Here is a 26,479-nt window from a genome sequence, read left to right as displayed (position 1 = left end):
ATATAAAGTGGAATGCATAATGAGATTGCTTTTATGGAAAAGCTCGACGTTGTTGTCATTGGTGCTGGACCTGTCGGATTGGCAACTGCCATCGGTTTACGCAAGCGGGGTTTGGAAAATCTGTTAGTTGTCGATCAAACTCGTGCCTTTCGTCAAGTCGGTCAAACGGTAGATCTTCTCCCCAATGGATTAAAAGCTCTCAAATATTTAGATTCTCAGGCGTATGAACAAATTAAAGAAGCTGGTAATAGGTTTTTGAATCCCAAGCCACCCAGCGAAGAGACTGTAAAGAAAACTCCAGGAACACAGCCTCCCAAAAGTACGCGTGAATGGGTACAAAAGAATTTGCGTGGAGAGCGAATCTCGTCGTTTTCTCTAAATTATGATGATTGGTTCCAAGAGTATGGAGAGGGTCGAACATCAATTAGTTGGTATAACTTGCAAACTACCCTCAGACAACTACTCCCCCAAGAGCAAGTTAGACCCAATCATCGGTGTATAAATATAGTGGATGAATCCGACACTGGGTACGTCAGAGTAGATTGTGTCTCCGATACAACAATAGAAGCCAATCCTTATGCATATTGGACAGAAGAACAAAAACCAGAAGAGAACCCGCCTCAGAATTTAGAGACAAGTTCCCAACAATTGGAAACAAAATCCTTCCGGGCAAAACTCATTGTTGCAGCCGACGGAATCAACTCTACGGTTCGCCAGATTCTTTACAAAAATAGTCCGTACTCTGCTTTTGCAAAACCTGAATATTCTGGGTATGCTGCGATTGCCTGTAGTCAAATTATTGACATTCCAGACAATCTCAAGTTAGCGTTAGAAGAAACTTTCTTCCAAGGGTCACCTGTTGTCACAATCCGTAACGATGAAATCTCTGAAGATTCCCATATGGAAGTGCCAAGGATGATTTTGTTTCACAGACCGGGCGGTCCAGTCGGATATGTCATCCATCATGCTTTGCCTCTGAACATATTACTAGGAAAATCTGGTAAATCTTTGATTGACATAGCTGTCCCTGCACTGGAGAAAGCTGGTTTTCCCGATGTCCTCAAACAGTTAGTGAGCCTATCAACTCCTGCTAATATGCAACAGCGCCCGTACTACATCCACCGTGCTAGTGTTGCAGATTCCTTACAACTTCCCAGCACCGCTTTCGACATAGAAGACAATCGTGTCAAAATTCAACCACCTTGGAGTTCAGGACGAGTCGTATTAGTTGGTGATGCAGCCCATGGAATGCCTCCCTTCATGGCACAAGGAGCAAATCAAGGGCTTGAAGATGCGTTAGTCATTACAACCTTAATAGCTAACATTGCAAGAGAAAAGAGTTGGGATGATACACAAGCTATCAACCAAGCCTTTGAAAAATACGAACATTTTCGTCACCCATTGATAATTCGTGTCCAACAGGCAACATTACAACAGTTATCCCAAAGTCGTAAAAAAGAGTGGCAAGAATACAGCGATTTAGTATTTCGTCGGGAATTTGAACAAATGCTACCAGTGACCAGTGATCGGTGACCTTGGTTACGTATCGATGCCCATAACTCTGCTGCTTTTCGCATTGTTTCAAAAGTAATTGGAATCCATTGATTTAGTAGTGCAAACTTATCAAGACGCTTTATACTTTCAACCTTTTTTACTCTGAGTAATTCTCGACGCAATTCATAATCAGATATTTCTGGTATTCCTAAAATTACAGAACTTGCATCTAGTAATTCCAACCACTTTATTACTCTAGCATCCACTTTAGGGTGTATGACTTGGCTTAATGGATTAGTGTCTAATAAAACAACCTTACTCATTCAAGAATTTTAAAGAGAAAAATCATTATTGTTCAAACCTTTCTCAATTTGAGAATATGTTTCTTTATCATATTCTGACTCATCCTCCATCCCTTCTTTAACAAGATCTATAGCGGCTCGTAAAGACTTCTTCTCCTGCTCTGTACTAAAGAGTGGCACTGAAAGGATATCAGTATCAACATCTGCACTTTGGCTCTCAGTAATGTTAGAAGCTTGAAAAGAACCAGGTAATGCACTACTAGTGATAGCATGGCGAGGAATAAGCTGAGACTTGAGCCGAGAATTAAGCAAAGAACGCCATCGAGGAGTAGTGCAATACTGCTCGGTTAAGGAAAATGAAAGGTAAAATCCGGTCAAAATAGTTCGCGTTTAAATTCCGTGAACACAGCAACGGAGAGTTGAACTTACTTTTTCTCTTTAAGGCTTTCGTATAAGTCAACCCAGTTTTGCCTCAGAGAATCAAATAGACATAGGAGTGGAAAAGACGTAGGGGCGCAAGGCATTGCGCCCCTACCAAGACTTTCAAGTAATGCATAATTAATTTCTGGAGATGTCTAATATCTATAAATAAAAAAATACCTCTAAATAGACAGGATTTGCGATACAAAGCGATCGCAAGACGATCGCACCACAAATTTTCACCTATAAAAATTCAAACACTTTTTTATAAAAAGTATTAATAAATCTAGTAAAATGACTATAATAAATACTTTTTAGACAAAATCATTATGACCGGAAATATATTTGAATACATCAATTACGCCGACAGCACAGCAATTTCATATCTCATATTCTGGCAAGAAAAAATAGATGAATACATTAGAGAATTTTATGGAGGCAATCCTGAGAATACGTTGAGAACTAAATTTGGATATTGCGTGAACAAATCTCTAGCTTTATTAGAGGCTGCTACTGATAGCCTTAATATGTTTCGAGGAGTAAAAAGCAGTAATATGCTTCAAGCTGGTTCAATTATTGAATCTAGAGTAGGAGAAATTTATTTATATGAAGGCGAGCAACAGCATCTACTGTTAGATATAGTTTGTTCTGCACCTTGGAACTGCTTACCCCAAAGTGTATCCGAAACAAGAAAAGGTGCAGCAACCTGGTTGATAGCAGAAATCATTCATGAAATGACTTCTCCTCCAAATAGAATGAGTGGAATACTCAAAGTTGCAGCTATACCCGCAGCCATTGAGTTTTACAGAAGTATTGGGTTTGAAGAGAATCCAGACGGTTCTAGAGAGATGATACTAACAAGGGAAAAAGCGCTACAATTTTTAGAAGCATATAGATTGCGTTGGAGTTAAGATATGACACCCGAACAAGCGATTGCTTGGATTCAAAAAGTAGAAGAACTTGAAGGTAATGCTTTCGCGGGAAGAGAAATTACAGACGAGGAAACACTACGTATTGGTAATTATTACTTAAGTGGCGATTATCTTATCAAGAATTTAGAAAGAATTCGGCAAGAGAAACAAAAAATGTTAGATACATTGGCTCACCTAGAAGCAGCAGAAAAACGCATTTTAGATAAAATAGCTCAAAAGCAAATAGTTTTGTAGCAAACTAGGGAACAATTAATAATTTAGGTTCTTTCGTACATATCGTGCTAAATTCTTAAATAGAGTCGATAAATTTGCTTTAAAATCAGGGCTTACAGGCGCTTATAGTCTAAATTTCAGAAATCTGACCGTCATGCAGTCAATAATGACTGTTGTGCTTGACCGAGCATTGGTCTCAAGCTTATTTTTCAACAAATTTAGCACGCGCTTTGTACGCAAGAACCGAAATTTCCATAAAAATAACATGACCGGCATCTTCATCCCAAGCAGCAAAAGTCCAAATTCCAGTTAATTGTAGTTTAGACCAATCAAATAGATTTAATGTTCGAGAGCTAATATCTCGCTTTATAAGTAGTTCTTTAATGGTCGTTTTAAGAGTAGCATTAGATATAGTCTCAATCGATTCTATCATGAGGTGCTGTCGATAAATTGTATCTGTTGAAAGCAAGTATTCATCTTCTAGCTTCATTTTTTCGTAATAATCATCATCGTGAATTAGGTTAGTCGAATCATTGACTGATTCAAGGATAGCAGTATATTCTCGAACAGGAATTACATCCTCTGGTAGAGAAAATTTGGTTAGATGTTTTCGGATTGAAGTATCAGCAAGAATATGAATTTTAGAAGCTTTAATATTGGTTCGACATATCCGACCTATTGCCTGAATAATTACCTTATTTAAACCTGAGTTCGACGTAAGATAAAGTCTGAAAACCAAGCAGAGTAAAGATTGTAGTAATTCATCCCCAGTTCATAAATTCTCAATAAGCTTCTTTATTAAGAATTAGAGAGAAAATCAGATATCTTGGGTACTACAAGAAGTAAAATGAATTTGTGATGAATTCATTTTGGTTATGAGTAGTAAAAAAGCATTAAAACAAGATCGAAGGGGAGGAAGACGTGAAAATGCACCTTAGTTAGGCAATTTGGAAGAATAAAGACGCTTCGGACAATCCGTGTGCCAAAATTAATTGTAACACAAGTACTGGAATTAGCTCACAGACTTGATTCTGGAGAATTTTTTGATTTAGACACAGAATCAAAAACAGCAAAAAATGATGTGATCGTTCCATCAAAATCGAAGGGTTATGAAACAATCACAAAATCCAAAATATCAGACCAAGAAACCAAACATGATTTTGTGATAGATTCAAATTTAGAAGAAAGTGAAAGAATTACAGAATCAATAACAACATCTAATCTGCACAAAAATGAAATAATCACAGATTCAAATTTGACTGAATATGAAGCTATTAAAATAGCCAAAAAAATTCTCAAACATAAAAAGTCAGCACGGATATCACTTGCCAAACAGTTAAGAATTTTATTCACGAATTGTGTCTCCGGAAGATTTAAAATAAGGCTTTGATTTTGTAATTTTATCAAAAACCAAGGTAAAAAAATATGGAATTAGAGAAGCTATTTTGTGATATAGATGATTTTTGTAAAGATTTTGAAAAAAAATGGCAGCAAGAATTACTTTCTACAACTGAGCGAAAGCGTCAAAAGACATTTAATTTATGTTTGAGTGAAGTCATGACAATAATTATTTATTTTCATCACTCATCTTATAGAAATTTTAAAGATTACTATACTAAATATATCTGTGTTTTTTTTCAAAAGCATTTTCCGAATCTTGTTAGTTACAATCGATTTGTAGAATTAGAGAAAAGTGCTTTAATTCCCTTATGTTGGTATTTAAATCTACGTCCCAAACAAAGCACTGGCATCAATTTTATTGATTCAACATCTCTAGAAATCTGTTTAAATCCTCGAGCTAAACGCAATAAAGTTTTTAAAGGATTAGCTAATTGGGGTAAAAGTTCTGTGGGATGGTACTTTGGTTTTAAATTACATTTAATTATTAATGAATTTGGGGAAATTATTTCTTTTATCATTACCCCAGCCAATGTTGACGATCGTAAACCCGTACCAGAAATGACAAAAAATTTATTTGGGAAATTATTTGGTGACCGAGGATATATTTCTCAAAAATTATTTGACCTTCTCTTACAACAAAATATTCAACTTATTACAACTCTTAAAAAAAATATGAAAAATCGTTTAATTCCTATAATTGATAAAATTTTGTTAAGAAAGCGTTCCCTAATAGAAACCGTTAATGACCAATTAAAAAATATCTCTCAAATTCAACATACACGTCACCGTAGCGTTTGTAATTTTATGGTTAACGTTATTGCTGGGTTAATTGCTTATACATATCAAGATAAAAAACCCTCATTAAATTTAACAACAGCTATGGTTGAATTTATTACAAGAGGAATATTTCTTTCCTTCTGAACCTTTGGCGCTTACTATTATCTAAACAACTTCAAAAAATCTCCATTTCTACTTAACAATCGCTCAATATTAATTGTGTGATTATTTCATTTTGGGTGAAGAAAGTCCACTTTGTCTAGTTTTCAGTCTTTTTTTATGTCGAACTCAGGTTATTTAAGTAGCGTGAATAAGCATTGGTATTATATAAGCTTATGAAATCCTTCTTTACCTGACTAATTTTTCCCACATAACGCTTAAAGGCTTTACCCTACTTCCCAGCGTTAATCAGTGACCAGAGATCAATTCCATTTATTAACAATTTCTTCTATCTGCACAATAGCCTCGTCAGCTGCTTGTTCTGGGGTCAGGCGATCGCTAATAATTCGATTGAGTGCTTTGATCCAAACATTTTTATCGAGCACTAAAGTATAAGCCGGGTTATTAACATAATCAAATGGACGTATTGAACCTTGGGTTAATATTTTGCCAACACTGGAAACATGAGGATCGGCTGAATTTGTCCAATAAGGGTCTTTCAAAACAGGCTTGAGTGCTGGAAAATGACCGCGTTCTGCACTTTTAAGATAAGTTCCTAATATTTGTGGTTGAATTAAGTATTTAAGAAAGTCTTTAGCTGTCTCTTGGTGCTTGGAATTGGCAAATAGTATAACATGACCAATTGCAACAATATATCGCATGGGTTGACCGTTTGGTTTATTAGGAAATTTTAAAGTACCAAGCTTTTTATAGTAAGTATCCCTATCTTGACTCACAGCACTGGGAATTGAGAGAGTGCCATTGGGTGTCATTACCACATGACGGTTGAGTAAATTACGATTATTATCTGGATTTAACCACTTGATTGCATCTGGTGGTACATAGCCTTGCTGGTAAAACTTGGCATACCAGTCCAAAACATAAATAATTTTCTGCCTCACTTCGGGGTTTCTGACAAGTAATTGCCCTTGAGCATCAAAAATTTGAACACCATATGCTTCTAAAAGTTGCTCGAAAAAGTAATAGGTATCTCCTGAAGCACTTGAATAAGGTAAACCTAAACCATATATATTATTTTGCTTTGCTCGGAGATCGTCCTGCACTTTTTTCCAAAACTCCCAAAAGCCATTCCATTCTGTAGGAATGCTAGTTTCACTCTGTCCTACTTGCTTTAACAAATCTTTCCAGTAGAAAAAGAGCATTGTTGTTTGGCTAATAGGAACTGCATAATAACTGCGCTGTTTCTGAACGTTATTGTAGAGATGAGCCGTTCTTAAGATAGATTCGGGATATAATTCCTTGATAGGGGCAATGATATCAGATACATCTGCTAGTTTACCGTCCCAAGCTAAACGCGCATTGAGTTGTCTTTCCGCTCTAAAATTCAATAATAGATCGGGTGTATTGCCCGATCGCACTCCTCTTTGAGCTTTGTCCAGGAGTTCGTTTGGTCCATAAACAGAAAGTTTAGCTTTATAACCGCTTTTTTTCTCCCAGTTTTTTATAACTAAATTAATTGCCTCATCTTCTTCTAACTCAAAGCCCTTATCCCACCAAATTTGTAAAATTTTATCATCTTTCGGAGATGTCCTAACAGAGGACTTTTCGGATTCTGAGGTAATGGATTGAGAACAAGCAAAAATTGTAAAACTGAGAGCTAATGCTGTTAGGAAAAAGCGGCATAAGTTATAGCGATCGCGAGTTTTTTGTTTCATAGATTGCACTGGCAGCAAGTAAAAGAAAATCTTTCAGTAGGCAGGGCTAAAGCCCACAAACTGAATCTTTTGGTGGGCTTTAGCCCTGCCTACTTTCCAAAATCAAATAGGATTGCTATATTCAGCAAAAATTTCATTTATTTGTTGAATTGCCTTATCAGCTGCTTCCTCTGGTGAAACGCGATTTATGACAACTCGACGGAGAGCTTGACCCCAAACATTTTTCATCAACACTTTACTATAGGAAGAGTTTTGAGCGATATACAATAGACGAGTTTGTTTCATAATGAGTGGTTTAGCACCTTCTGAGATGTGAGGATCTTTCTTATTTGTCCAGAACGGGTCTTTCCAAACAAGATCGTGTACTGGAAAAAACCGTCCGCCTGCAGCCTTCAGATAATTTCCCATAATTTCGGGGCTGATAAAATATATCAAAAAATCCTTAGCTAATCTCTGATTTTTTGACTCTGTTAGGATAATTGCTTGAGTGATAAGAGAAACATAACGCATCGGCTTGCCGTTAGGTTTATTGGGATATCCAATAGTACCCAGCTTGTTAAAGTAAACGTCTGAATTTCGACGTACAGCAGCAGGAATTGAGAGAGAATTATTAGCAGTCATAACCACATGGCGGTTAAATAAGCTGCGATTGTTATCTGGATTAAACCAATTCACTGCATCTTTAGGCACGTAACCTTGCTCATAAAATTTGGTGTACCAAGCTATGCAATGAATAAGTCCCTGACGGACTTTTGGATCGCTTGTACGCAATCGACCTCGCTCGTCTACAATTTGCACATCATGGGCTTCTAAAATCTGCTCAAAGACTTCAAAAGTATCTCCAGCCCCAACCGATAAAGGTAAACCAAGCCCATAAATCTTTTGATTGTTCTTTGTTTGTAAAGTATCTTGTATTTGTTTCCAAAATTCCCAAAAGCCATTCCAATCCTTAGGAATATCTTTTTCACTCTTACCTGCTTCCTGGAGTAAATCTCGCCAGTAAAAAATATAAGGAATGCTTTGGTGAAGGGGTACGGCATAATAGCTTTGCTTCTTTGTGAGCTTGTTATAAAAATAAGCACTTTTTAATACGGTGTCAGAATAAAAAGGTTTGACAGATTGAACAACCTCAGAAACATCTGCTAATTTACCTTCTCGGGCAAGACTTGGGTTAAGAATCCGATCTGCATTGTTACTCATAACAATATCAGGTGGATTGCCAGATCGAATTGCCCTTTGGGTCTTCTTTGATAGTTCATCTGCACTAAATAGAGAAAGCTCAGCTTTGTTACCAGTCTCTTGTTGCCACTGCTTGACAACTTGCTGTATTGCTTCATCTTCTTCTAGCGTAAAACCTTTATCCCACCACAGTGTTAATACTCCGTTCTTTGCAGAAGATTCAGTTGGCAAGGATGTGTCAGGCTCGGAATTGTTGGTACAAGAAAAAACGCTTAAACTGAGTGTTAATCCCAGTAATATAATACGACAATTTGTTGGTAATTTTTTAGTTATCATTGCCCGAACGCTCCCATTTGGCAAAGATTTCTTTAATTTGTGCGATCGCTTCACTAGCAGCTTGTTGTGGAGAAGCGCTATCTTTCACTATTCTGGCGATCGCTTTACCCCAGATGTTTTCTTGCAAAACTAAACTGTAAGCAGGGTTTTGGACAAAATAAAATGGACGTGTTTGACCTTTCATTAACACTTTAGAAGCGATGGAAAGATGGGGATCTGCTGGATTTGTCCAGAATGAATCTTGCCATAATGGCGTCATGACTGGTAAGTATCTTCCCCCAGCCGATTTGATATATGTTTTTATGGTTTCGGGTTGAATGAGATACGTCAGAAAATCTTTTGCTTCTTTCTGATTGTTGGAATTGGTAAACAAAATTGCAGCATTAACGGCAACTAAATAACGCATTGGTTCACCATTGGGTTTTTTAGGAAACTCTAGAGTCCCAACTTTATTCCGATAAAGATCGGGATTTTGACGTACAGCAGCAGGAATTGAAAGTGTGGTGTTTGCTGTCATCACCACTTTACGGTTAATCAAGTTGCGATTGTTATCGGGATTTAACCATTGAGTTGCATTTGGAGGTACGTAACCCTGTTGGTAAAGGTTTGCGTACCACGTCAAACTCTTAATAATGCCTTGACGCACGCTAGGCTCGTCAAGACGGAGTACACCTTGAGAATTGACAATTTCAACATTATATGCTTCTAAAATCTGCTCGAAGGTATAGTAAGTATCTGCAGCAGCAACGGAAAATGGTAAACCTAACCCGTAAATAAGTTCTTTTTTATCCTGTGGTGGATTTAGTGCTTTTAAGTCATCCTGCACCTGTTGCCAAAATTTCCAAAAACCATCCCAATCTGTAGGAATATCGCTCTCACGACTACCGACTTGCTTGAGCATATCCCGCCAGTAATGGATGTGGATTGTCAGCTGATTGATTGGTACTGCATAGTAGCTGCGTTTGCGAGCAGATTTGTTATAAAAATAAACAGCTTCTAGTGCAGCTTCAGAATAGTTGTTCTTGACTGGTTCAATAACATCTGAAACATCTGCCAATTTTCCTTCCCAAGCAAGGTGCGGTATCAACTCTCTCTCTGCACTGCTACTCATCACAATATCAGGGACATTGCCAGCTTGAATTGCCCTTCTAGTTCTTTCTGGAAGCTTGTCGTTACTATAGAAAGCGAGTTTGGCTTGGTTACCGCTTGTTTTTTCCCAGTCTTTAATTAGCTTTATAAGAGCATCATCTTCCTCTATATTAGAACCCTTATCCCACCAAATTGTTAAAGTTTTATTTTCGGAAGAATTAACAACTGGGGGCGCTTTTGGTTGAGATAAATAGCTGCAACCGCCAATTATCAAGCTGAATATGAGTATTTTTAGAATGTAACGGCGTTTCCTGCGCCTTGAAAGTGATATAAACATTTTTTGAAATAATAATACACGATCTACTCTGCCACTATTTGCGGCGAGTGCAAAGATTGCGATCGCTTTCATTTACATCAGGATTTGTTGTTAAATAATCTTGCACCCAATTACAAGCGTGAACAAAAAGCTCATCTAAAGCCAAAACCCGGTCTAAATCCCATAAAATTGCAGTTTTATCATCACTGACTGAGGCTAAAACTTTACCATTAAGGCTAAATGCAACTCCTTTGACGGTATCGCTATGCCCGGAAAGAGTTGTCAACAACTGACCGTCAATTCTCCAAAGTTTGATAGTGTTATCTGAACTCGCTGAGGCTATCATTTTACCATGAGGAGCGATCGCTACTGCATAAACCCCTGCACCATGACCAGTCAACGTTTTCAACAGCGTACCATCCATTGTCCAGAGTTTGATCGTCTTGTCGTCGCTTGCAGAAATAACCAACTTGCGATCGGGACTTATGGCAACTGCGTTCACCTGATTGCTATGTCCTGAGATAATTTTGACTAACGTTCCATCTGGTTTCCATAATCTCACGGTACTATCATCACTGACTGAAGCAATAATTTGACCGTCAGAGCCGATCGCGACTCCATTCACGCCAGAACTATGCCCAACCAGTGTTGCATAGGCGTTGGTTTCAACTCCACCCTTACCATTAATCTTCCAAAGTTTAACCGTCTTATCGTCACTGACTGACGCGATAGTTTTGCCATCAGGAGCGATCGCAATCCCCTTGACTACATCTTTATGCCCAACAAGAGTTGTCAGCAACTGACCCTTTTGATTCCAAATTTTGACAGTATTATCCGAACTAGCTGAGGCGATAGTTTTCCCATCCGGTCCGATCGCAATGCCATTGACTCCTGCTTGATGACCAATAAGACTCAGATGCAATGTCCCATCTGGATTCCAAAATTTGACAGTTTTATCCCGACTTGCTGAAACAATCATCTTTCCGTTAGGAATAAAAGCCACTCCATAAACAGCATCACTATGACCGGACAGAGTGTTTAATAAGGAACTGTTTTGCCTCCAAAACCTCACAGTGTTATCCCGACTTGCTGAAGCAATCATCTTGTTGACGGGGTTGATGGCAACTTCTCTGACTCCTGCATCATGACCGCGAAGAGTGGTTAATAACGTGCCATCTGGTCTCCACACTTTGATTGTTTTGTCTCGACTTGCCGAAGCAATAACATTGCCATCAGAACTTATGGCAATTCCTTCAACTTGATTGCTGTGTCCGATTAAAGTTGCTTTCAAAGTCCCATCTAAATTCCACAGCTTGATAGTTCTATCTGCACTCACTGAGGCAATCATCTTCCCATTAGGGCTGAAATGGACTCCCTCGACTTCATCGCGATGTCCTTTTAGTGTATGTAGTAATGTACCGTCCATTTTCCAAAGTTTGACTGTTTTATCGTCACTAGCTGTAGCAAGCATTTTTCCATCGGGGCTGATAGCAACCGCCTCAACGTCATCACTATGCCCTTTAATTGTGCGTAGCGAAGTTCCATCAGCCGACCAAAGTTTAACTGTCTTGTCGTCACTTGCTGAAGCGATCGTACTCCCATCAAGACTAATAGCAATTGACTCTACTGCATCGCTATGTCCTTTCAAAGTGGTCAGTAAGGTGCCATCAAGATGCCAAAGTTTAACTGTCCTGTCTTCACCACCTGAGGCAATAAAAAGATTTTTCTTCTTATCTTGATGATTAGTACCAATAGCAACTGTGTTGACGCCTGCAGTGTGTCCTTCCAATGTCCGAATTAAATTGCCATCAGGTTTCCAAAGTTTGACTGTTTTGTCTGCACTTGCTGAAGCAAATATTTGCCCATCTGTACTAATGGCAACTGAATTCACCCCTGCACTATGCCCTGACAAGCGGTTATACTCTTTCACTTCATAAATAGCTTGTCGCAGTACAGATTCAACTTGTGTTTGAGTTTGTACATCTACACTTCCAAGACTTTGCAGTTTTTGTCCTGCTCTAATTGCTTCCATCAAAGCATCTAATTTTTTCTCTGAAGCGTGCAAAGCTTTGGAAGATGTGGCAATGGCTTTTAATTCGTTTTGCAGTGCGTTGCGGTACTGAAAGAAGGTTGTAACTCCCAAACCCAAAGCAATGACAAGTCCTAAAGCGAGTGTGCCTAGAGATACTCTTTGAAGTTGGGCAACTTTTTGATCTTGGACTAGTCTTGCTTTGATTTCTTTAGTGTATTCTGCGGCCAACCTTGTTTCAACTTCTCGCCGATCGAGTTCTTGACTGGCTGCTAAAAATTGATAGTCCAACTCGCTTAAACTTTTGCCGACAGACCAAGCTTGTGCTTCTAACAGAGCTTGTCCTCGCAGCAGCCTCGAAGAATCTTGTCGTAATGATGCAACCCATGAATTTAATGTTTGGCCGTAAGGACGCAGTTTTGCTAATTGTTTTTCTACCCAGGCTTGATTAAAAACTTCTTGATAAATGCGGTTTTTAACCTTCAGTTTTCCTTGTTGCTTAACGACTAGCCCAGAGAGTAAAAGTTCTATTTGTTCTGATGAGTCATCTATTGGTACGTCAACTCCTTGTAAAATTCTTTGATAAAGTGCCAACAAGCTCCCAGCACGTTGCTCGTTAGTGAGGAGGCGATCGCGAATTGTTTTTAAATGCTCCGGTTCATCATGAGCTTCCCAATCATCAATAATGTTTGTTTTTACTAGCTTCTCCAAAATAATTGAGGGAAACTGGTAATATATGCTAATCAGATGATAATTAACAATCGGTAAGTGATAATCTAACTTATATCGTTCTTCTGTTTCCGAATACCCCGTTTCCTGATGTAAAGCCATGCTACCGCTAATTCTTTCATGTTCTACGATATGGCACAACTTTTGTGTGAGAAATGGTTGCCCATCAGTCCAGTTCAAAATTTCTTTCAGCACTGCCATAGGGTTAGCTACCTTACCCTCTAACCCTGCTGCCAGTGGCTCGACTTCTGATAAACGAAACCCATGTAAATTAATAGATGTACCAATATTAAAGGGAGTACAAGTCCGGTCTGAAATCAAATCCGAGGGAGTAGCAACGCCAAACAAAGCCCAAGTCAGACGGTTATATTCTGGATTTTCTGCTCGTTGATTGTAGCAAGCACGAATCAAAGCAAAAAAATCCGCTACGGGGAAATTTAGGCTAAGAATATTATCAATTTCATCAATAAAAATAAAGATTTTTTCACTTTTTAATTTGATTAGCAAAATGTCTTCTACAAACTGACTTAATCGCTGTAAAAGCGGTAAATCCTCTCGCTCATTCCACCAAGTTTTTATATTAACCGATCCAAAAAGGTCAAACCCCCTCAATAAATCAACAACTATGCCTTTATACCATTGAGCAGGGGTAATGTTTCCATTGCCGATCCTAGTCATATCAATAGAAGCGCAGCAATAACCAGCTTCTTGCAACCGACACCTCGTTCTCAAACGCAAGCTAGATTTGCCCATTTGTCGGGAACTAAACACATAACAAAATTCACCCTTAATTAAGGCGTCGTATAGTTCAAAATCAGCTTGTCGCTCCACATAACTAGGAGCATCCATTTTGAGACTGCCACCAATCTGATATTCGTAAGCGTTCATATCAACTAGCCCAATTGCTCGCAAAAATACAGCCGATACAACTCACAGCTAGGCACTACATGATTTCCTTCAAGCTTTACCAAACCCATGCTTTCTAATTTGTAAGCAGAAATTGCTTCTAATTGCACGTCTTCAGTTGCTGTCAAAACACGTTTAAATGCTGTTGCTAGTTCGGGATGTTCTTGGAGATTTGCAAGATGATACCGCAGGTAATTGCTATAAATACCACCAATTGTCGGAGCTTCATGCAGGAGGTGCTCTAGGGTTACTTCTTGACGTGCTAAGTGGTAGAGAGCAAGACGTACTAGATAAGGATGACCGCCAATCATAGCGACAAGAGGAGCCAGTGTTTGCGCCCCTATCTCTCCTTTTGCCCAATCCAACCCATGACGAATTGCTAAATCTTGTACCTGTGCCAATGTAAATTCTGGTAATTTAATTGCCAGCCCGACATTAAAAGGGGATTGATTGATATCTAAAGGGATATAAGCTTCTGTGGCATGAACCACAAGCAATCGCAATTTTTGCCAGATCTCCAATTCTGCTGCATCCTCATACCAGGAGCGCAGGAGTGGCAAAAAGTCACCAGAGATTTCTGGATACTCAAAAATTCGGTTGACTTCATCCAAAGCGCATACGACTGGAGAGTCGATTTTCCGCAAGAGGTACTCTTGGAAATACAACGTGCAGCTGACTTTGCTGCCAATGTCCTCATCCCAGTAATCATCTAGCCTTGGTTCTATGTTTAACTGGCGGCTGGCATTAGCACAAAACCATCGCAAGAATTTATCCAAACTGGTGAACACGTGACTGTCTGCTAGTTGAAAACTAATCAACACAGTGTGTACGCCTATTGTCTGTCTGGCATGAGTCAGAATTCTCTGCATCAGGGAGGTTTTACCCGTCTGCTTGGGTGCTTTAATCCGGATTAGGCTTCCCGGTTTAGCAATCTCAGCATAGGTACGTTCTTCAATGGGAGGACGCTCAATATAAAAGAAGGAATTGAGTGGTACTGGACCGCTGGGAATATCCAAGCGATCGGGAACAGGGATTGAAGATTTCTGGTCCTCTTGCCTCGTGTAACCGATAGAAGATTCCAAGTTTTCGCGATCGCCAGTGGGCAGTTCGAGATATTCCTTATCTGCTAACTGTTGGTAATGCGACAGAACCGCTTGGGCATTTTGCGATTTCTTATGAATAGCAGAACTTTCCCCTCGCCTTCTAATGACCGAACGAAAATTACTTTTAGTTACCTCTTCATCCAGAGATTGAGACAGTAACTTCCATAACTTGGAACCAACATCCTTAATATAGTTAGCATCATAACTAGAGCTGTCCGCTATTTCCTGGTAAGTTTGCCCCTCCCAGGATTGGCGGAAAACTAGCTCCTGTAGATTGTTTAAGCGGTTTTCTAGAAATATATCTAGAACAACCAATGCCTCATCAACATTCATCTGTTAGAGACGGTAATGGTTGACTGTGTATATGACTCTATCTGAATTTTTCACATTTTTTTAACTATTTCATCTAAATTTAAGACTGGGAGTCTGTTTTTAGTGAGATTTTTTGGTTTAAAATTTTATTTTGTGATACATTATATATCTTTAAGACAAAAAAGTCTAGAGGGATCAACAGGTGCATTGCGAAAGACCAAATGCTTGCATGACATACAAGCTAAGGGCTTCCCAAATATTTTGGCTACAGTCTACACAAACTTTTTCTTCACTAAGGTGAGTAGCAAAGTATTGTGCAATACCTTAAGAGTACAGACACCACATCCACTGCTGTATAGCAAGCCCCGCTTCCGTTAGGTAATATAGTAAGTGCTACTAATCTTATCAACCATTGTCATGACTACAAAAGCAGAAATATTCCAGGGAATCGCCTCAGAACTTACCATATTTCCAAATCTTGAGGAGAAGAAAAATTTTCTCTTTATTCTTGGTGCTTTATCCGCCAGGATTATTAGTTTAAGAAAAGCAGCAGAAATCATGGAATTAGACACAGAAGTCTTGTTAAAATTATTAGAAATAGCCGGAATAGAATTTTCTTACTTATTGCCAGAAGATGTAGAAATTGAAAGGAATTGGTCAAATAAGTGAAAATCGTTTTTAATTCATCGCCTTTAATTTTTCTAGCAAAATTGGATTATTTGTAAAAATTTCTTGAGGCAGCAAATGAATTTTATTTACCAGAGATTGTATATACAGAAATCAAAGCTAAACAAGATGAGAAAAGCAAATACATTAACAGATTAATTGATGAGAATCGGATAGAAATCCAAATAGTTAACCTAATATCTTTGGCAAATAGCCTAAATGCACGTCTGGGTAAAGGAGAATCTGAAGCAATAGCTTTAGCGACGGAAATACAAGCTAATTACGTTATACTTGATGATTTTGCTGCTAGAAAAGAAGCAATACGCTTAGGTTTAAATGTCAGAGGGACTCTAGGAATTATCAAAAATTTGACTTCTGAAGACAGAATAGTTATAGATAATTTGGATGATTTATATCAGAGATTAATGGCGATTAATTTCAGAGTAAAGCGTTCAGTATTTGACGCTATATTTTTGGACTAAAAGGATAAAGGATATCTAAAAAGTCTAATTGCCTACTAGAGCATTGGTACAGTAATTTCAAAAACCCAGTTTCTTTATTAGAGATGCGCTGAATGAAAGCGTCCCTACAAAGAAACTAATTTGCGTGGGATTAATGGACTGAAGCTCTAATAGGTGCAGGTTTGGGGTTGTGACTTAAAAAATAAAATAACCCCCTCAATTGAGGAGGTTGAACATTATTAGGTGGGAAAACTTGACGACACAGCAGTGTGCTTTCTAGTCAATGGGAGCATTGGGAACTTGAGCGCTCACTTCTGCTTGCGAGAGATTGGGAATTGACCAGTTCGGCTCACCAGCTGCAATGACTCCAGCAATAGGAGCATTCAATTCAACGTCACCAGTGACAGCGTTAGTTCTAGCAACTAACTGTGTTCCATCTACAATCTTGAGAACGAAAGGCTGTTGTCCTGCTGTCTGTTCAGCTTGTCCAGCTACAGGAGCAGGAAGGTTAATACCAGCGACTTTCGCATCGTTAGGTAGGTATATGCCATCGCAGTCCCACTCATCATCGGTTTTTTTACCGGCTCCCAAGTAGAAGAGGGTATTGGTAGGGGTGCTAGATTTGCTTGGCTTATGGGCATAGACACCTATTGTCTTCCCTGTCTCGTTGCGGCAAACGCCCCAATCTTCTGTACTCTCTTGGATATATTTCTGAAATTGCAGGTCAGCAATTCTTTTTTGTAAATCTTCTACGGTGTAACCACCTTGAGATGGGTCATTTCTGATTTGCAGGAGTTGATCGAGCTGTTGATTGATCCCGATATACTCAGGACTCTTTTCCGCGATGGGATCTGCAAAAGAAGGCTGAGCCACAACTAAGTTAACTAATAGCAGCAGAAACACCAAAATTGCCTTAAAGCTTTTCACAATTTTTCTCCTTTTTATTACGAGAACATCGAGTTTTTGCACTTACTGTTTTTATTTGACCAGTTAAGTATACGGTACAATCCCAAAAATTTATTCATGAAAAAAAGAGATTGATTCATTGTTCAAATCCTCTACTTTTAAGTATGGGGATTAGCTGGTCACTGGTCACTGGTTACTGGTCACTGGTCACTGTTAACCATCCTCGGAGGTATAGTCTACTATATCTAAGCTACTTTAATAGCAACAAACACTATTTATTTTCAAAATAATAGAAAGAATTTATTAAAACCAATTATGACTTTGCTCCAAAGATTAAAAAATTTTATAGTCACCTATTAAGGTAGGGATTGACTAATTTTGATTATGCAGAGGTGACGCGCTGACGTGACATATTAAAAAACATCCAACCAAAGAACATCACAACAACTGACAATACTGCTAGAACCAAGCTATCCAATGCAATATACACGCCCAATCCAATCAAGAGGAATGGTACAAGCGAATTACCATAGCGCATGAGTATTTTGGCGATCGCTTTTTGATGAGTTAACTGATAGGCTATATAACACCAGACTGCAACAAGGATAAAGAATACACCTATAGTAATTAGCAAATTCACTGAACTACTGCTGGCAAATAATGGCATATAAATACCGATGTTGTCACCACCATTAGCAAAGGTGATAGCTGCCACACCATAGGTTTGAGGAGACAGAAAACTACCTATAGGTGAGAATTGAGACGAAGGTATCTCTAGTTCATCATCTATATCTTCCTCTTCTATATTGACCAAACGATTTAAACCTACAGCAATGGGGATAAAGCCAGAAACATCCAACCAAACACTAGGCAGAACAAAACTCCCAAAAAACCCTAACAGACTGATAATAACCAAGACTGTGAAGCCTAGATACTGCCCTACGATAATGTGGCGGTGCCGAAATGCTGTATTAACCTGCGAAAAAAGTAGTGTTAGGATGACGATATCATCAAGATTAGTCGCGGTAAAGGCGGCGATTCCAGAGGGAACAGCATTTATAAACGTACTCATTGTTGCTAGTCCTTAAATTTTGGATTTTGGATTTTAGATTTTGGATTGAGAAAGTCTTACTTAGACTTACTCTCAACTCACTATTTTTTTAAAATTGGGATTACCTGTGATGCGAGGGTTGCAAAGTATTTCGCACCTATTTTCTGAGTATTGCCCTGAAGACTAAACTTTGCGAACTACTTTGACAGATACACTGCCACGGTCTACAACAGGCTGGAGATAAACAAGATTATTCTGGTTTTTGGTTGCTTCAGCAGACACTTTGCTCTCTGTTTGCTGTTGTTGAGCAAAAACTGCTTTTGCTTTTAGCTCGCTTAAATGTTGCTGCTGTTCTTTGAGAAGTTGCATTAACTCCAAACGCTGTTGTTCGTGAGCGTCTAATTTTTGATGCAGGAGTTCAATATTTTGTGATGCGGTGCGGTTGACTTCGTGATCTATATGAGAGTTGCGACGATCTTCTTCTGACTGTCGGTTTTGACTCATCAATACGATGGGAGCAGTGTATGCTGAAGCAAAAGAGAAGACCAAGTTTAGCAAAATAAATGGTTGTTGATCCCAGTGAGGTAGACCCGGTATTGAGTTAAAAGTAACCCATGCTGCTAAAATACTTGTCTGGGCTGTTAGAAAAGCCCACGAACCAACTTTGGCTGCCATCGCATCAGCTAGGCGCTGCCCCATAGTCAAGTCAGAATCAGTTTTTTGTGACTTTTGCAGTTCGGTTGATGTGTCTTCTTGGCTTTGGGGAAGTTCTACAACAGATTTGACAGTTTTGTTGGTTTGGGCTTTCATTTTATCTCTCCTGTTAAGTACTACTTAGACTCGTTACTGTATGAATTATGACTTACGCACGCTCTACGAATTCTTGGCGCTCTTGGCGTCTTGGCGGTTCAATAAATCAAGGTTTCTAGCAATTTTTGCGTAAGCCCTGTGAATTTAAGTTTGTGACTCGCTGATTTGTTGTCGTGTTCTTTGAACCGTCAACTCATCTCTGTAATAATTACTTTAAGTAAATCTTTTGAACTAAGCAAATATTCTTTTTTGTTGAATTAATAAATAAAAGTGATTGAAAGCAGTGGTGAGATCGGGTCAAAAATCATCCTTTTGATATGTTAAATTTTATAAAGCGTGACTAATCTTCGACTATCAGATTAAGATATAAAAGTAGTGCAACCAAGTAATGCAACAAAGTGCTTACAGCGAAGCAGCCGGAGATTGGCAAGCTGATTCGAGAGCTTCAGCAACATAAGGGGCTAACCCAGAAGAAATTTGCCGCCAAGTTGGGAGTGATTTTCCTAACCGTTAACAGTTGGGAAAATGAGCGCTCGGCTGCTACTAGATAGCCGTTTTCTTACCCAGAATCATCTATAATGTTGCCTAAACCTGTTTAACGTGCAATAATTAAAGTGATAAGCATCGACGCTTGTACCATCCCAACTCTGAAAGACCAGAGGATCGTAAGGAGTCGAGACGTGCAGGTTCGGTCGCCAGACTAGTTCTGGTCACAAATAGGCACAGACTAACTGTCTGTTACAGGGCAAGCTACGGCAAACAAACTGTTCCTGCGGGAATGGGGATACCTTGTAGGTACAGAGTACCCCTCATAACAAATCTCAAAAACCAGCGTTGGAGTTAGCCTACCTATTTGGTAATTGATAGCCAAGTTTGGCGACGGTTTTGTACATCGCAGTCCTCACCCCTAGCAATGGATCTGCTATCAGATACTATCTAGAATGGGGGAGAGAAACATAATGACCTCGATAGACCCTAAGCTTGAGCGTCTTTTTCCTGGCGATAGCGAACTCGCAGCCCGTATGCGTGCTTTTGACTGGTCGAAGACTGATTTAGGACTGCCGGAACAGTGGCCAGACAACTTGCGTGTTGCAGTGAGCCTTTGCCTCACCTCTCGCATCCCGATCGTGATGTATTGGGGACGTGACTTCACCGTCCTCTACAACGACGCATATATCTCTTTCCTTGGTGCGACGAAGCACCCTCGCTATCTCGGTCAGCCCGCACGTGAGTGCTGGCAGGAAATCTGGGAAACAATCGGATCAATGCTTGAGAGTGTGTACGCTACCGGGAGTGCGACGTTATCCGAGGACGTGAGGATGTTTTTCGCACGCCGACTCCCCCTTGAGGAAGTCTACGTCAGGTTCACCTTTGGTCCGATACTCGCGAGCGATGGGAAAACCGTTCAAGGCATCTTCTGTCCTTGTACCGAGACTACCGAGCAAGTCGTCAGCGCGAGACGGCTCGAAACGCACCGCAATATCGGGAGCCGCGTCGCTGAAACGCAAATGGCTGAGGAGGCATGCCAAGAAGCGGCGAAGGTTATAGCTGAGAATCCACACGACATCCCGTTTGCCGCCATTTACCTTGTAGACGAGACGGGTACTCGCGCCACAATGAGCGCCTCGGTTGGGCTTCCCGAAGACGGGTATCTGTTGCCTTGGGTGGTGAGCGCAGACGATGACTCCTCAGTGTTGCCGCTTGCGTTGGTGCTTCGGACGCAGCGCCCCGCTGAGTGCTCCAACCTCGAAACGCTCGTTGCTCAGTTTCCTGGCGAACCCCGTCCCGATTTGACAAAGCAGGTGTTAGTGCTTCCCATTTCTGTCGGGACCAACGAGCATCTCACCGGGCTTTTTGTCGTTGGCGTTAGCCATTATCTCGTGCTAGATACAGCATACCGGACGTTCTTTGACCTTGTCACTGGGTTCATTGGCACCGCGATCGCCAATGCCCGTGCGTATGAAGCAGAACGCAAACGAGCAGAGGCACTGGCAGAACTAGACCGAGCTAAAACGACCTTCTTCAGCAACATCAGCCACGAGTTTCGCACTCCCCTCACACTCATATTGGGACTGTTGAAAGATACGCTAAGCAATTCCGCAGGACTAAATCCGAGCGAACGCGAACAACTGGAAACCGTTCATCGTAATTCCCTGCGCTTGTTAAAACTGGTCAATACCTTACTGGATTTCTCCCGGATTGAAGCAGATCGCGTTCAAGCCGTGTATGAGCCGACTGACTTGGCGATGCTGACAGCAGATTTAGCAGGCGTGTTTCGTTCAGCTATCGAGCGGGCTGGGATGCGTTTAGTAGTACACTGTTCTCCCTTATCTCGATTCGTGTATGTCGATCGCCAGATGTGGGAGAAGATTGTGCTGAACCTGCTCTCCAACGCCTTTAAATTCACGTTTGAGGGAGAGATCGCGGTTACCCTGTACGATTGCCAAGACTGCGTTGAGCTAGAGGTACGGGACACGGGTACAGGTATTCCAGCTGACGAGCTACCCCACATCTTTGAACGGTTTCATCGGGTGCAGGGGGCAAGAGGACGGACTTACGAAGGATCGGGGATTGGCCTGTCGTTAGTTCAAGAACTAGTACGCTTGCATGGTGGCACAATTCAGGTGAGCAGCGTCGTTGACCGGGGAACGAGTTTCACCGTATCAATTCCTACTGGATATGCTCATTTGCCGAGCGAATGCATTAATTCAACCCGCACTCTGACATCAACAGTAACAGGAGCTACACCTTATGTTGAAGAAGTATTACGTTGGCTCCCTGAAGAGGAGGGGCAGGGGAGCAGGGGAGCAGGGGAGCAAGATTCCTCCTCTGAGCGGACTACACGAATTCTGCTGGCAGATGACAATGCCGATATGCGTGACTATGTAAAGCGTCTGTTGAGCCAACAGTATGAAGTGGAAGCGGTGAGGGATGGGGTGGCTGCATTAGCTGCCGTTCGTCAGCAACTCCCCGATCTGGTGCTTACGGATGTGATGATGCCGGAATTAGATGGATTCGAGTTGCTGCGGGAGTTGAGGGCTGACCCGCAGACAAAGGAATTGCCCATCATCCTGCTTTCCGCTCGTGCTGGAGAAGAGTCTCGCATTGAAGGAATCGAAGCAGGAGCCGATGACTATCTGATCAAACCCTTCTCTGCCCGCGAACTTCTAGCACGGGTAGAGGCAAACCTGAAATTGGCTCAGTTGCGGCAGGAGTCAACCCGTCGCGAGCAGGCGCAGCGACGAGAAGTGGAAACGGCGAAAGAGCAACTGGAATCTGTTCTCTCAGGAATTAACGATCTGTTTTTAGTCCTGGATCGAGAGTGGCGTTATATCTACGTCAATAACCGGGTTGTGGAAACGGTTGGATTGCCTAAGGAAGCATTGCTGGGAAAAAGCATTTGGGAATTGTTTCCAGATGTGGTGGGCAGTAAGTTTTATACGCAAGTGCATCGGGCGATCGCAGAACAAACGGCGGTTCATTTCGAGTACTACTACCCCGCCTGGAACCGTTGGTTTGAGAATCACGCCTATCCCTCATCAGATGGGTTGACGATTTTTATTACGGAGATTAGCGATCGCAAACGAGCCGAAGTTGCCCTGCGAGAAAGTGAAGCGCGATTCAGAAGTTTTGCCGAAAACAGCAACGATGTCATTTGGATTACTAGTGCTCGTGAGTATCGGTTGATCTACGTTAGCCCTTCCTACGATCGGGTATGGGGTCGCTTGGCAACCGAGATTTACACAGACCTAACCCGCTTCATTGAATACGTTCATCCCGACGATCGCCAACGGATTCAAACTGGATGGGAGCAATGTATTCAGGGCGGATTTAGCCAGGAGTATCGGGTAATTCGCCCGGATGGATCGATCGTCTGGATTTATGATCGCGGTTTTCCCATATATGACGATCGGGGTGAGTTGCTGTATCTGGGCGGGATCGCTGAAGATATTACCAAACGCAAACAGGCGGAACTGATGCTGGTTGAGCAGAAGAAACTGCTGGAGTCGATCGCATCGGGGCATCCTCTGGATGAATGCCTCAGTGCTGTGTGTGTTTCGGTGTCCAATCTGAATCCCCCCACCCGTGCCTGTATCCTGCTGACTGATGCCCAGTGCCGAAAATTTCCCCACTCCATTGCCCCAGACTTTCCGCCATTGTTCGGTGAAGGACTTAAGGATGCCCCCATTAACGATCTGTGCATTGGTACCTGTGGTGAGGCGGTCTATTCTAGACAGCCTATTACCTGTGCAGATATCGCCAACGACAATCGCTGGTCAAAAGAATGGCGAGACTTATGTGTGGCCCACGGTGTGCTGGCGTGCCATTCCGTACCCGTGCTGGGAGTGGACAACCAGCCCCTCGGTTCTCTGATGCTTTGCTTGAACGAAGCGCGGATGCCGACCGATTGGGAGTACCAATTGGCAACCTTCGGCACCCAAATCGCCAGCATCGTATTTGAGCGCGATCGCTCTAGCCTTGCCCTGCGCGAATCTGAGGAACGACTGCGGCGGGTAATTGAAATTGAAACGGTTGGGGTGATTTTCTTTAAAACCGATGGCAGCATTACCGATGCCAATGACGCTTTTGTCCAAATGAGCGGTTACAGCCGTGAGGATTTTGAGCAAGGACGAGTGCGGTGGAACGAAATGACACCGCCAGAGTGGATGCCGCATTCTTTACGAGCCATTGAGGAGTTTCAATCAACCGGGTACACGACTCCTTACGAAAAGGAATATATCCGCAAGGATGGCTCACGCTGGTGGGCATTATTCGCCGCATCGCGCCTTAGCGATGGAGAAGGCGTGGAATTGATCGTTGACATCAGCGCTCGCAAACAAGCAGAGGATGCATTACGGCAACGAGAAGCAGAACTTCATTTAGTAACCAATGCCGTGCCCGCCTTGATATCTTTCGTGGACTCAGACCAACGTTACCGCTTCAACAATCGAGGATACGAAGAATGGTTTGGACATCCAGAAACGGAAATTTATGGCAAGCACATCCGAGAGGTATTGGGTGAAACTGCCTATGAAGAAATTCGTCCTTATGTTGAGCAAGTTCTGGCAGGACAGCAAGTGACTTTTGAGAGCCAGATACCTTACAAAGATGGTGGAACCCGTTATGTGCGTGCAACCTATGTTCCTCGATTTAATAGTCAGGGATCTGTTGAGGGGTTTGTGGCACTGGTTAACGATATCAGCGATCGCAAGCGAGCCGAAACAGAACGGGAACAACTTCTTGCCCGCGAGCAAGCAGCACGGGCGGAGGCAGAGCGAGCCAATCGCGTCAAAGATGAGTTTCTCGCTATTGTCTCCCACGAACTGCGATCGCCTCTCAACCCCATCTTAGGCTGGTCAACGCTCCTCCAAACTCAAACGCTGGATCGAGCCAAAACTACTTACGCCCTGAGTACTATTGCTCGGAATGCTAAGTTGCAGTCTGAACTGATTGAAGACTTGCTGGATATCTCCCGGATTCTGCGAGGTAAACTCAGTTTGAACGTTTGTCCGGTCGATCTAGCATCGACAATTCAAGCGGCAATGGAAACGGTGCGGTTGGCAGCCCAAGCCAAGTCCATTCAAATTCACACAATACTGGAACCGGAGGTAGGACTGGTATCGGGTGACTCAAGCCGATTACAGCAAGTGGTTTGGAATCTCCTCTCCAACGCGGTTAAGTTCACACCGTCAGGAGGACGAGTGGACATCCGACTAGAGCGCCTTGGCTCTGTTGCCCAGATTACCGTTAGCGATACGGGTAAGGGAATCCATCCGGACTTTCTCCCTCATGTGTTTGACTACTTCCGCCAAGAAGATGGCGCTACAACTCGAAAATTTGGGGGACTGGGGTTAGGATTGGCGATCGTTCATCACTTAGTTGAACTGCATGGCGGAACTGTTAAGGCAGAGAGTCCAGGGGAAGGGCAGGGGGCAATCTTTACTGTCAGACTGTCACTCATGCAAACCTCACCCAAAATCAACCAGGATGGTAAACCGTCTGAGCCTGCTTTGGATTTGACTGGCATCCAGGTTTTAGTAGTGGATGATGATGCCGATTCACGGGAGTTTGTTGCTTTTTTAATCGAACAGTATGGGGCGAATGTCATAAACGTTGCCTCAGCAGGCGAAGCACTCGTTGCTTTAACCCACTCCAAGCCAGATGTGTTGCTCAGTGATATCGGGATGCCAGAGGTGGACGGCTATATGCTAATGCGACAAGTAAGAGCCTTACCGCCAGAGCAGGGCGGTCAAATTCCGGCGATCGCTCTGACTGCTTATGCCGGAGAAATTAACTATCGACAGGCGATTTTAGCAGGTTTTCAACGGCATATTCCAAAGCCTGTCGATCCAGCCAACCTCGTTTATTCCATTGCAGACTTGGTGAGAGACGTAACTAGTATGGAGCGACAGTAATTGTATTTGAATGTTTAACTAATCTTCGACCGGAGCGAGCGAAATTTAGTCGTCGCTCCAATCAAAAACGAGCTTATTGGCTCTCGGCGAAAATTCGGAAACGAACCAAATACAAAGCTTTCCAGTCTTATGGAATTATCACAGCTCTTGTATCGCCAAAAAATACCAGCAGGCATTGTGCGTTATGTAATGGCAACGAAGAAGAAGATTCGTTAGTTTCCAGAATAGAAGCTCAATTTAGTACTGATGTCGCAAAACTTTTTCAAATAATCATGCATAAATCATTGGAGAAAGTTGATTACAGTACGGGAGCGCCAAATTATATTTGTTCCTACACCGTTGAACATAGAGGCAATGCCGATCTTAACGCCGCCCGAAATATAGGTCTACGTTTTTTTGCTAGATATTACCAAAAGCCCAGGTTGAAAGTTGAAAAACAGGGTTTACTTGCTACCCAAGCAGCCAAAAAGGCATTTGGCATGGTATCTGTGTAAGGGTTAGTGGTTCTACCCATGCGTTCTCGACGTATTTGGATTACCCGTGCATATATAGTAGCAGCAAGCCTGCGAAGCTATTGACGAGGCATACCCATCGGGAGCGAGAAAAGGAGAGAGAAGTACTAAAAATTCCGATAACTTCCATCTCTCAGGATCACACAGAGTAATATCAAGTCCAGTTAATCAATCTACTTAAAGAGTGAATCGATCTAATTACTTATGACGGGAGAACCTCTATCTGGGGAACGATTTGGCTTCCAAGTCAGATGAAGTAGAAATAGAAATACCAAGTAAACGTG

At 41.6% G+C, this 26,479-nt stretch carries 19 protein-coding genes and 1 pseudogene; 10 read left to right on the top strand and 10 right to left on the bottom strand.

Translation table 11 applies throughout. The features are described 5' to 3' along the window. The first annotated feature begins 33 nt into the window (after positions 1-33). Complete coding sequence (locus tag WA1_RS14050) at positions 34-1,533, top strand: FAD-dependent oxidoreductase (protein ID WP_201789092.1); 1,500 nt, start codon at positions 34-36, stop codon at positions 1,531-1,533. 293 nt (positions 1,534-1,826) lie between these two features. Here WA1_RS14050 and WA1_RS14045 read toward each other — a convergent pair whose 3' ends face one another. Then, entirely contained in the window at positions 1,827-2,174 is a 348-nt protein-coding gene (locus WA1_RS14045; protein WP_148662685.1) for a hypothetical protein, read from the bottom strand. A gap of 371 nt (positions 2,175-2,545) precedes the next feature. Here WA1_RS14045 and WA1_RS14040 point away from each other — a divergent pair, with 371 nt between their 5' ends. Continuing rightward, positions 2,546-3,127: a hypothetical protein gene (locus tag WA1_RS14040; protein WP_017747724.1), complete on the top strand. Its 582-nt coding sequence runs from the start codon at positions 2,546-2,548 to the stop codon at positions 3,125-3,127. Positions 3,128-3,130: 3 nt separating this feature from the next. Further along, positions 3,131-3,382, top strand: coding sequence for a hypothetical protein (locus WA1_RS14035; RefSeq protein WP_017747725.1), 252 nt, complete (start codon positions 3,131-3,133; stop codon positions 3,380-3,382). 181 nt (positions 3,383-3,563) lie between these two features. Here the strand turns inward: WA1_RS14035 and WA1_RS56915 are convergent, their stop codons facing one another. After that, on the bottom strand, positions 3,564-3,851 hold the full coding sequence (locus tag WA1_RS56915; RefSeq protein WP_158516639.1) for a hypothetical protein: 288 nt from the start codon (positions 3,849-3,851) through the stop codon (positions 3,564-3,566). 489 nt (positions 3,852-4,340) lie between these two features. On the opposite strand from WA1_RS56915, the gene WA1_RS14025 reads away from it, so the two are divergent. Further along, positions 4,341-4,751: a hypothetical protein gene (locus WA1_RS14025; protein ID WP_017747727.1), complete on the top strand. Its 411-nt coding sequence runs from the start codon at positions 4,341-4,343 to the stop codon at positions 4,749-4,751. A 35-nt stretch (positions 4,752-4,786) separates the two neighbouring features. Further along, the gene (locus tag WA1_RS14020; protein WP_017747728.1) at positions 4,787-5,683 is read left to right on the top strand and encodes an IS982 family transposase; all 897 of its coding nucleotides are present in this window, start codon (positions 4,787-4,789) and stop codon (positions 5,681-5,683) included. Positions 5,684-5,961: 278 nt separating this feature from the next. Here the strand turns inward: WA1_RS14020 and WA1_RS14015 are convergent, their stop codons facing one another. The 5 genes from WA1_RS14015 to WA1_RS13995 all read right to left on the bottom strand — a co-directional run bounded on the left by WA1_RS14015 (position 5,962) and on the right by WA1_RS13995 (position 15,394). Beyond that, positions 5,962-7,374: a sugar ABC transporter substrate-binding protein gene (locus WA1_RS14015; RefSeq protein ID WP_017747729.1), complete on the bottom strand. Its 1,413-nt coding sequence runs from the start codon at positions 7,372-7,374 to the stop codon at positions 5,962-5,964. Between the two features lie 102 nt (positions 7,375-7,476). Further along, positions 7,477-8,889, bottom strand: a complete 1,413-nt coding sequence (locus tag WA1_RS14010; RefSeq protein ID WP_017747730.1) for an ABC transporter substrate-binding protein — start codon at positions 8,887-8,889, stop codon at positions 7,477-7,479. Next, positions 8,879-10,315 (bottom strand): ABC transporter substrate-binding protein, encoded by a 1,437-nt coding sequence (locus WA1_RS14005; RefSeq protein WP_026135141.1) that lies wholly within the window; start codon positions 10,313-10,315, stop codon positions 8,879-8,881. The genes WA1_RS14010 and WA1_RS14005 overlap by 11 nt, the downstream gene beginning before the upstream one ends. Before the next feature lie 34 nt (positions 10,316-10,349). Then, a complete protein-coding gene (locus tag WA1_RS14000; RefSeq protein ID WP_017747732.1) occupies positions 10,350-13,940 on the bottom strand; it encodes an AAA-like domain-containing protein in 3,591 nt (1,196 codons plus the stop codon). 5 nt (positions 13,941-13,945) lie between these two features. Next, positions 13,946-15,394 (bottom strand): AAA-like domain-containing protein, encoded by a 1,449-nt coding sequence (locus tag WA1_RS13995; protein WP_017747733.1) that lies wholly within the window; start codon positions 15,392-15,394, stop codon positions 13,946-13,948. 396 nt (positions 15,395-15,790) lie between these two features. On the opposite strand from WA1_RS13995, the gene WA1_RS13990 reads away from it, so the two are divergent. Next, positions 15,791-16,042: a hypothetical protein gene (locus tag WA1_RS13990; RefSeq protein ID WP_017747734.1), complete on the top strand. Its 252-nt coding sequence runs from the start codon at positions 15,791-15,793 to the stop codon at positions 16,040-16,042. 80 nt (positions 16,043-16,122) lie between these two features. Further along, positions 16,123-16,521: pseudogene (locus WA1_RS59725) on the top strand (PIN domain-containing protein); the annotation flags it as partial. Positions 16,522-16,776: 255 nt separating this feature from the next. Here the strand turns inward: WA1_RS59725 and WA1_RS13980 are convergent. The 3 genes from WA1_RS13980 to WA1_RS13970 all read right to left on the bottom strand — a co-directional run bounded on the left by WA1_RS13980 (position 16,777) and on the right by WA1_RS13970 (position 19,267). Beyond that, positions 16,777-17,427, bottom strand: coding sequence for a hypothetical protein (locus WA1_RS13980; RefSeq protein WP_017747736.1), 651 nt, complete (start codon positions 17,425-17,427; stop codon positions 16,777-16,779). Between the two features lie 361 nt (positions 17,428-17,788). Beyond that, positions 17,789-18,478 (bottom strand): cadmium resistance transporter, encoded by a 690-nt coding sequence (locus WA1_RS13975; protein WP_017747737.1) that lies wholly within the window; start codon positions 18,476-18,478, stop codon positions 17,789-17,791. A gap of 162 nt (positions 18,479-18,640) precedes the next feature. Then, the gene (locus tag WA1_RS13970; RefSeq protein WP_017747738.1) at positions 18,641-19,267 is read right to left on the bottom strand and encodes a DUF1003 domain-containing protein; all 627 of its coding nucleotides are present in this window, start codon (positions 19,265-19,267) and stop codon (positions 18,641-18,643) included. A 398-nt stretch (positions 19,268-19,665) separates the two neighbouring features. On the opposite strand from WA1_RS13970, the gene WA1_RS13965 reads away from it, so the two are divergent. The 3 genes from WA1_RS13965 (at position 19,666) to WA1_RS61680 (ending at position 26,177) form a co-directional block, all read left to right on the top strand. Further along, on the top strand, positions 19,666-19,818 hold the full coding sequence (locus tag WA1_RS13965; RefSeq protein WP_017747739.1) for a helix-turn-helix domain-containing protein: 153 nt from the start codon (positions 19,666-19,668) through the stop codon (positions 19,816-19,818). 408 nt (positions 19,819-20,226) lie between these two features. Further along, a complete protein-coding gene (locus WA1_RS59720; protein WP_017747740.1) occupies positions 20,227-25,683 on the top strand; it encodes a PAS domain S-box protein in 5,457 nt (1,818 codons plus the stop codon). Next, complete coding sequence (locus WA1_RS61680; RefSeq protein ID WP_419183615.1) at positions 25,683-26,177, top strand: zinc ribbon domain-containing protein; 495 nt, start codon at positions 25,683-25,685, stop codon at positions 26,175-26,177. Before WA1_RS59720 ends, WA1_RS61680 begins: the two co-directional genes overlap by 1 nt. Positions 26,178-26,479 lie beyond the last annotated feature (302 nt).

Origin of the sequence: Scytonema hofmannii PCC 7110, assembly GCF_000346485.2 — a bacterium.
Taxonomy (GTDB): Bacteria; Cyanobacteriota; Cyanobacteriia; order Cyanobacteriales; family Nostocaceae; genus Scytonema; species Scytonema hofmannii.
This window is presented reverse-complemented; position numbering and strand designations above follow the sequence as displayed.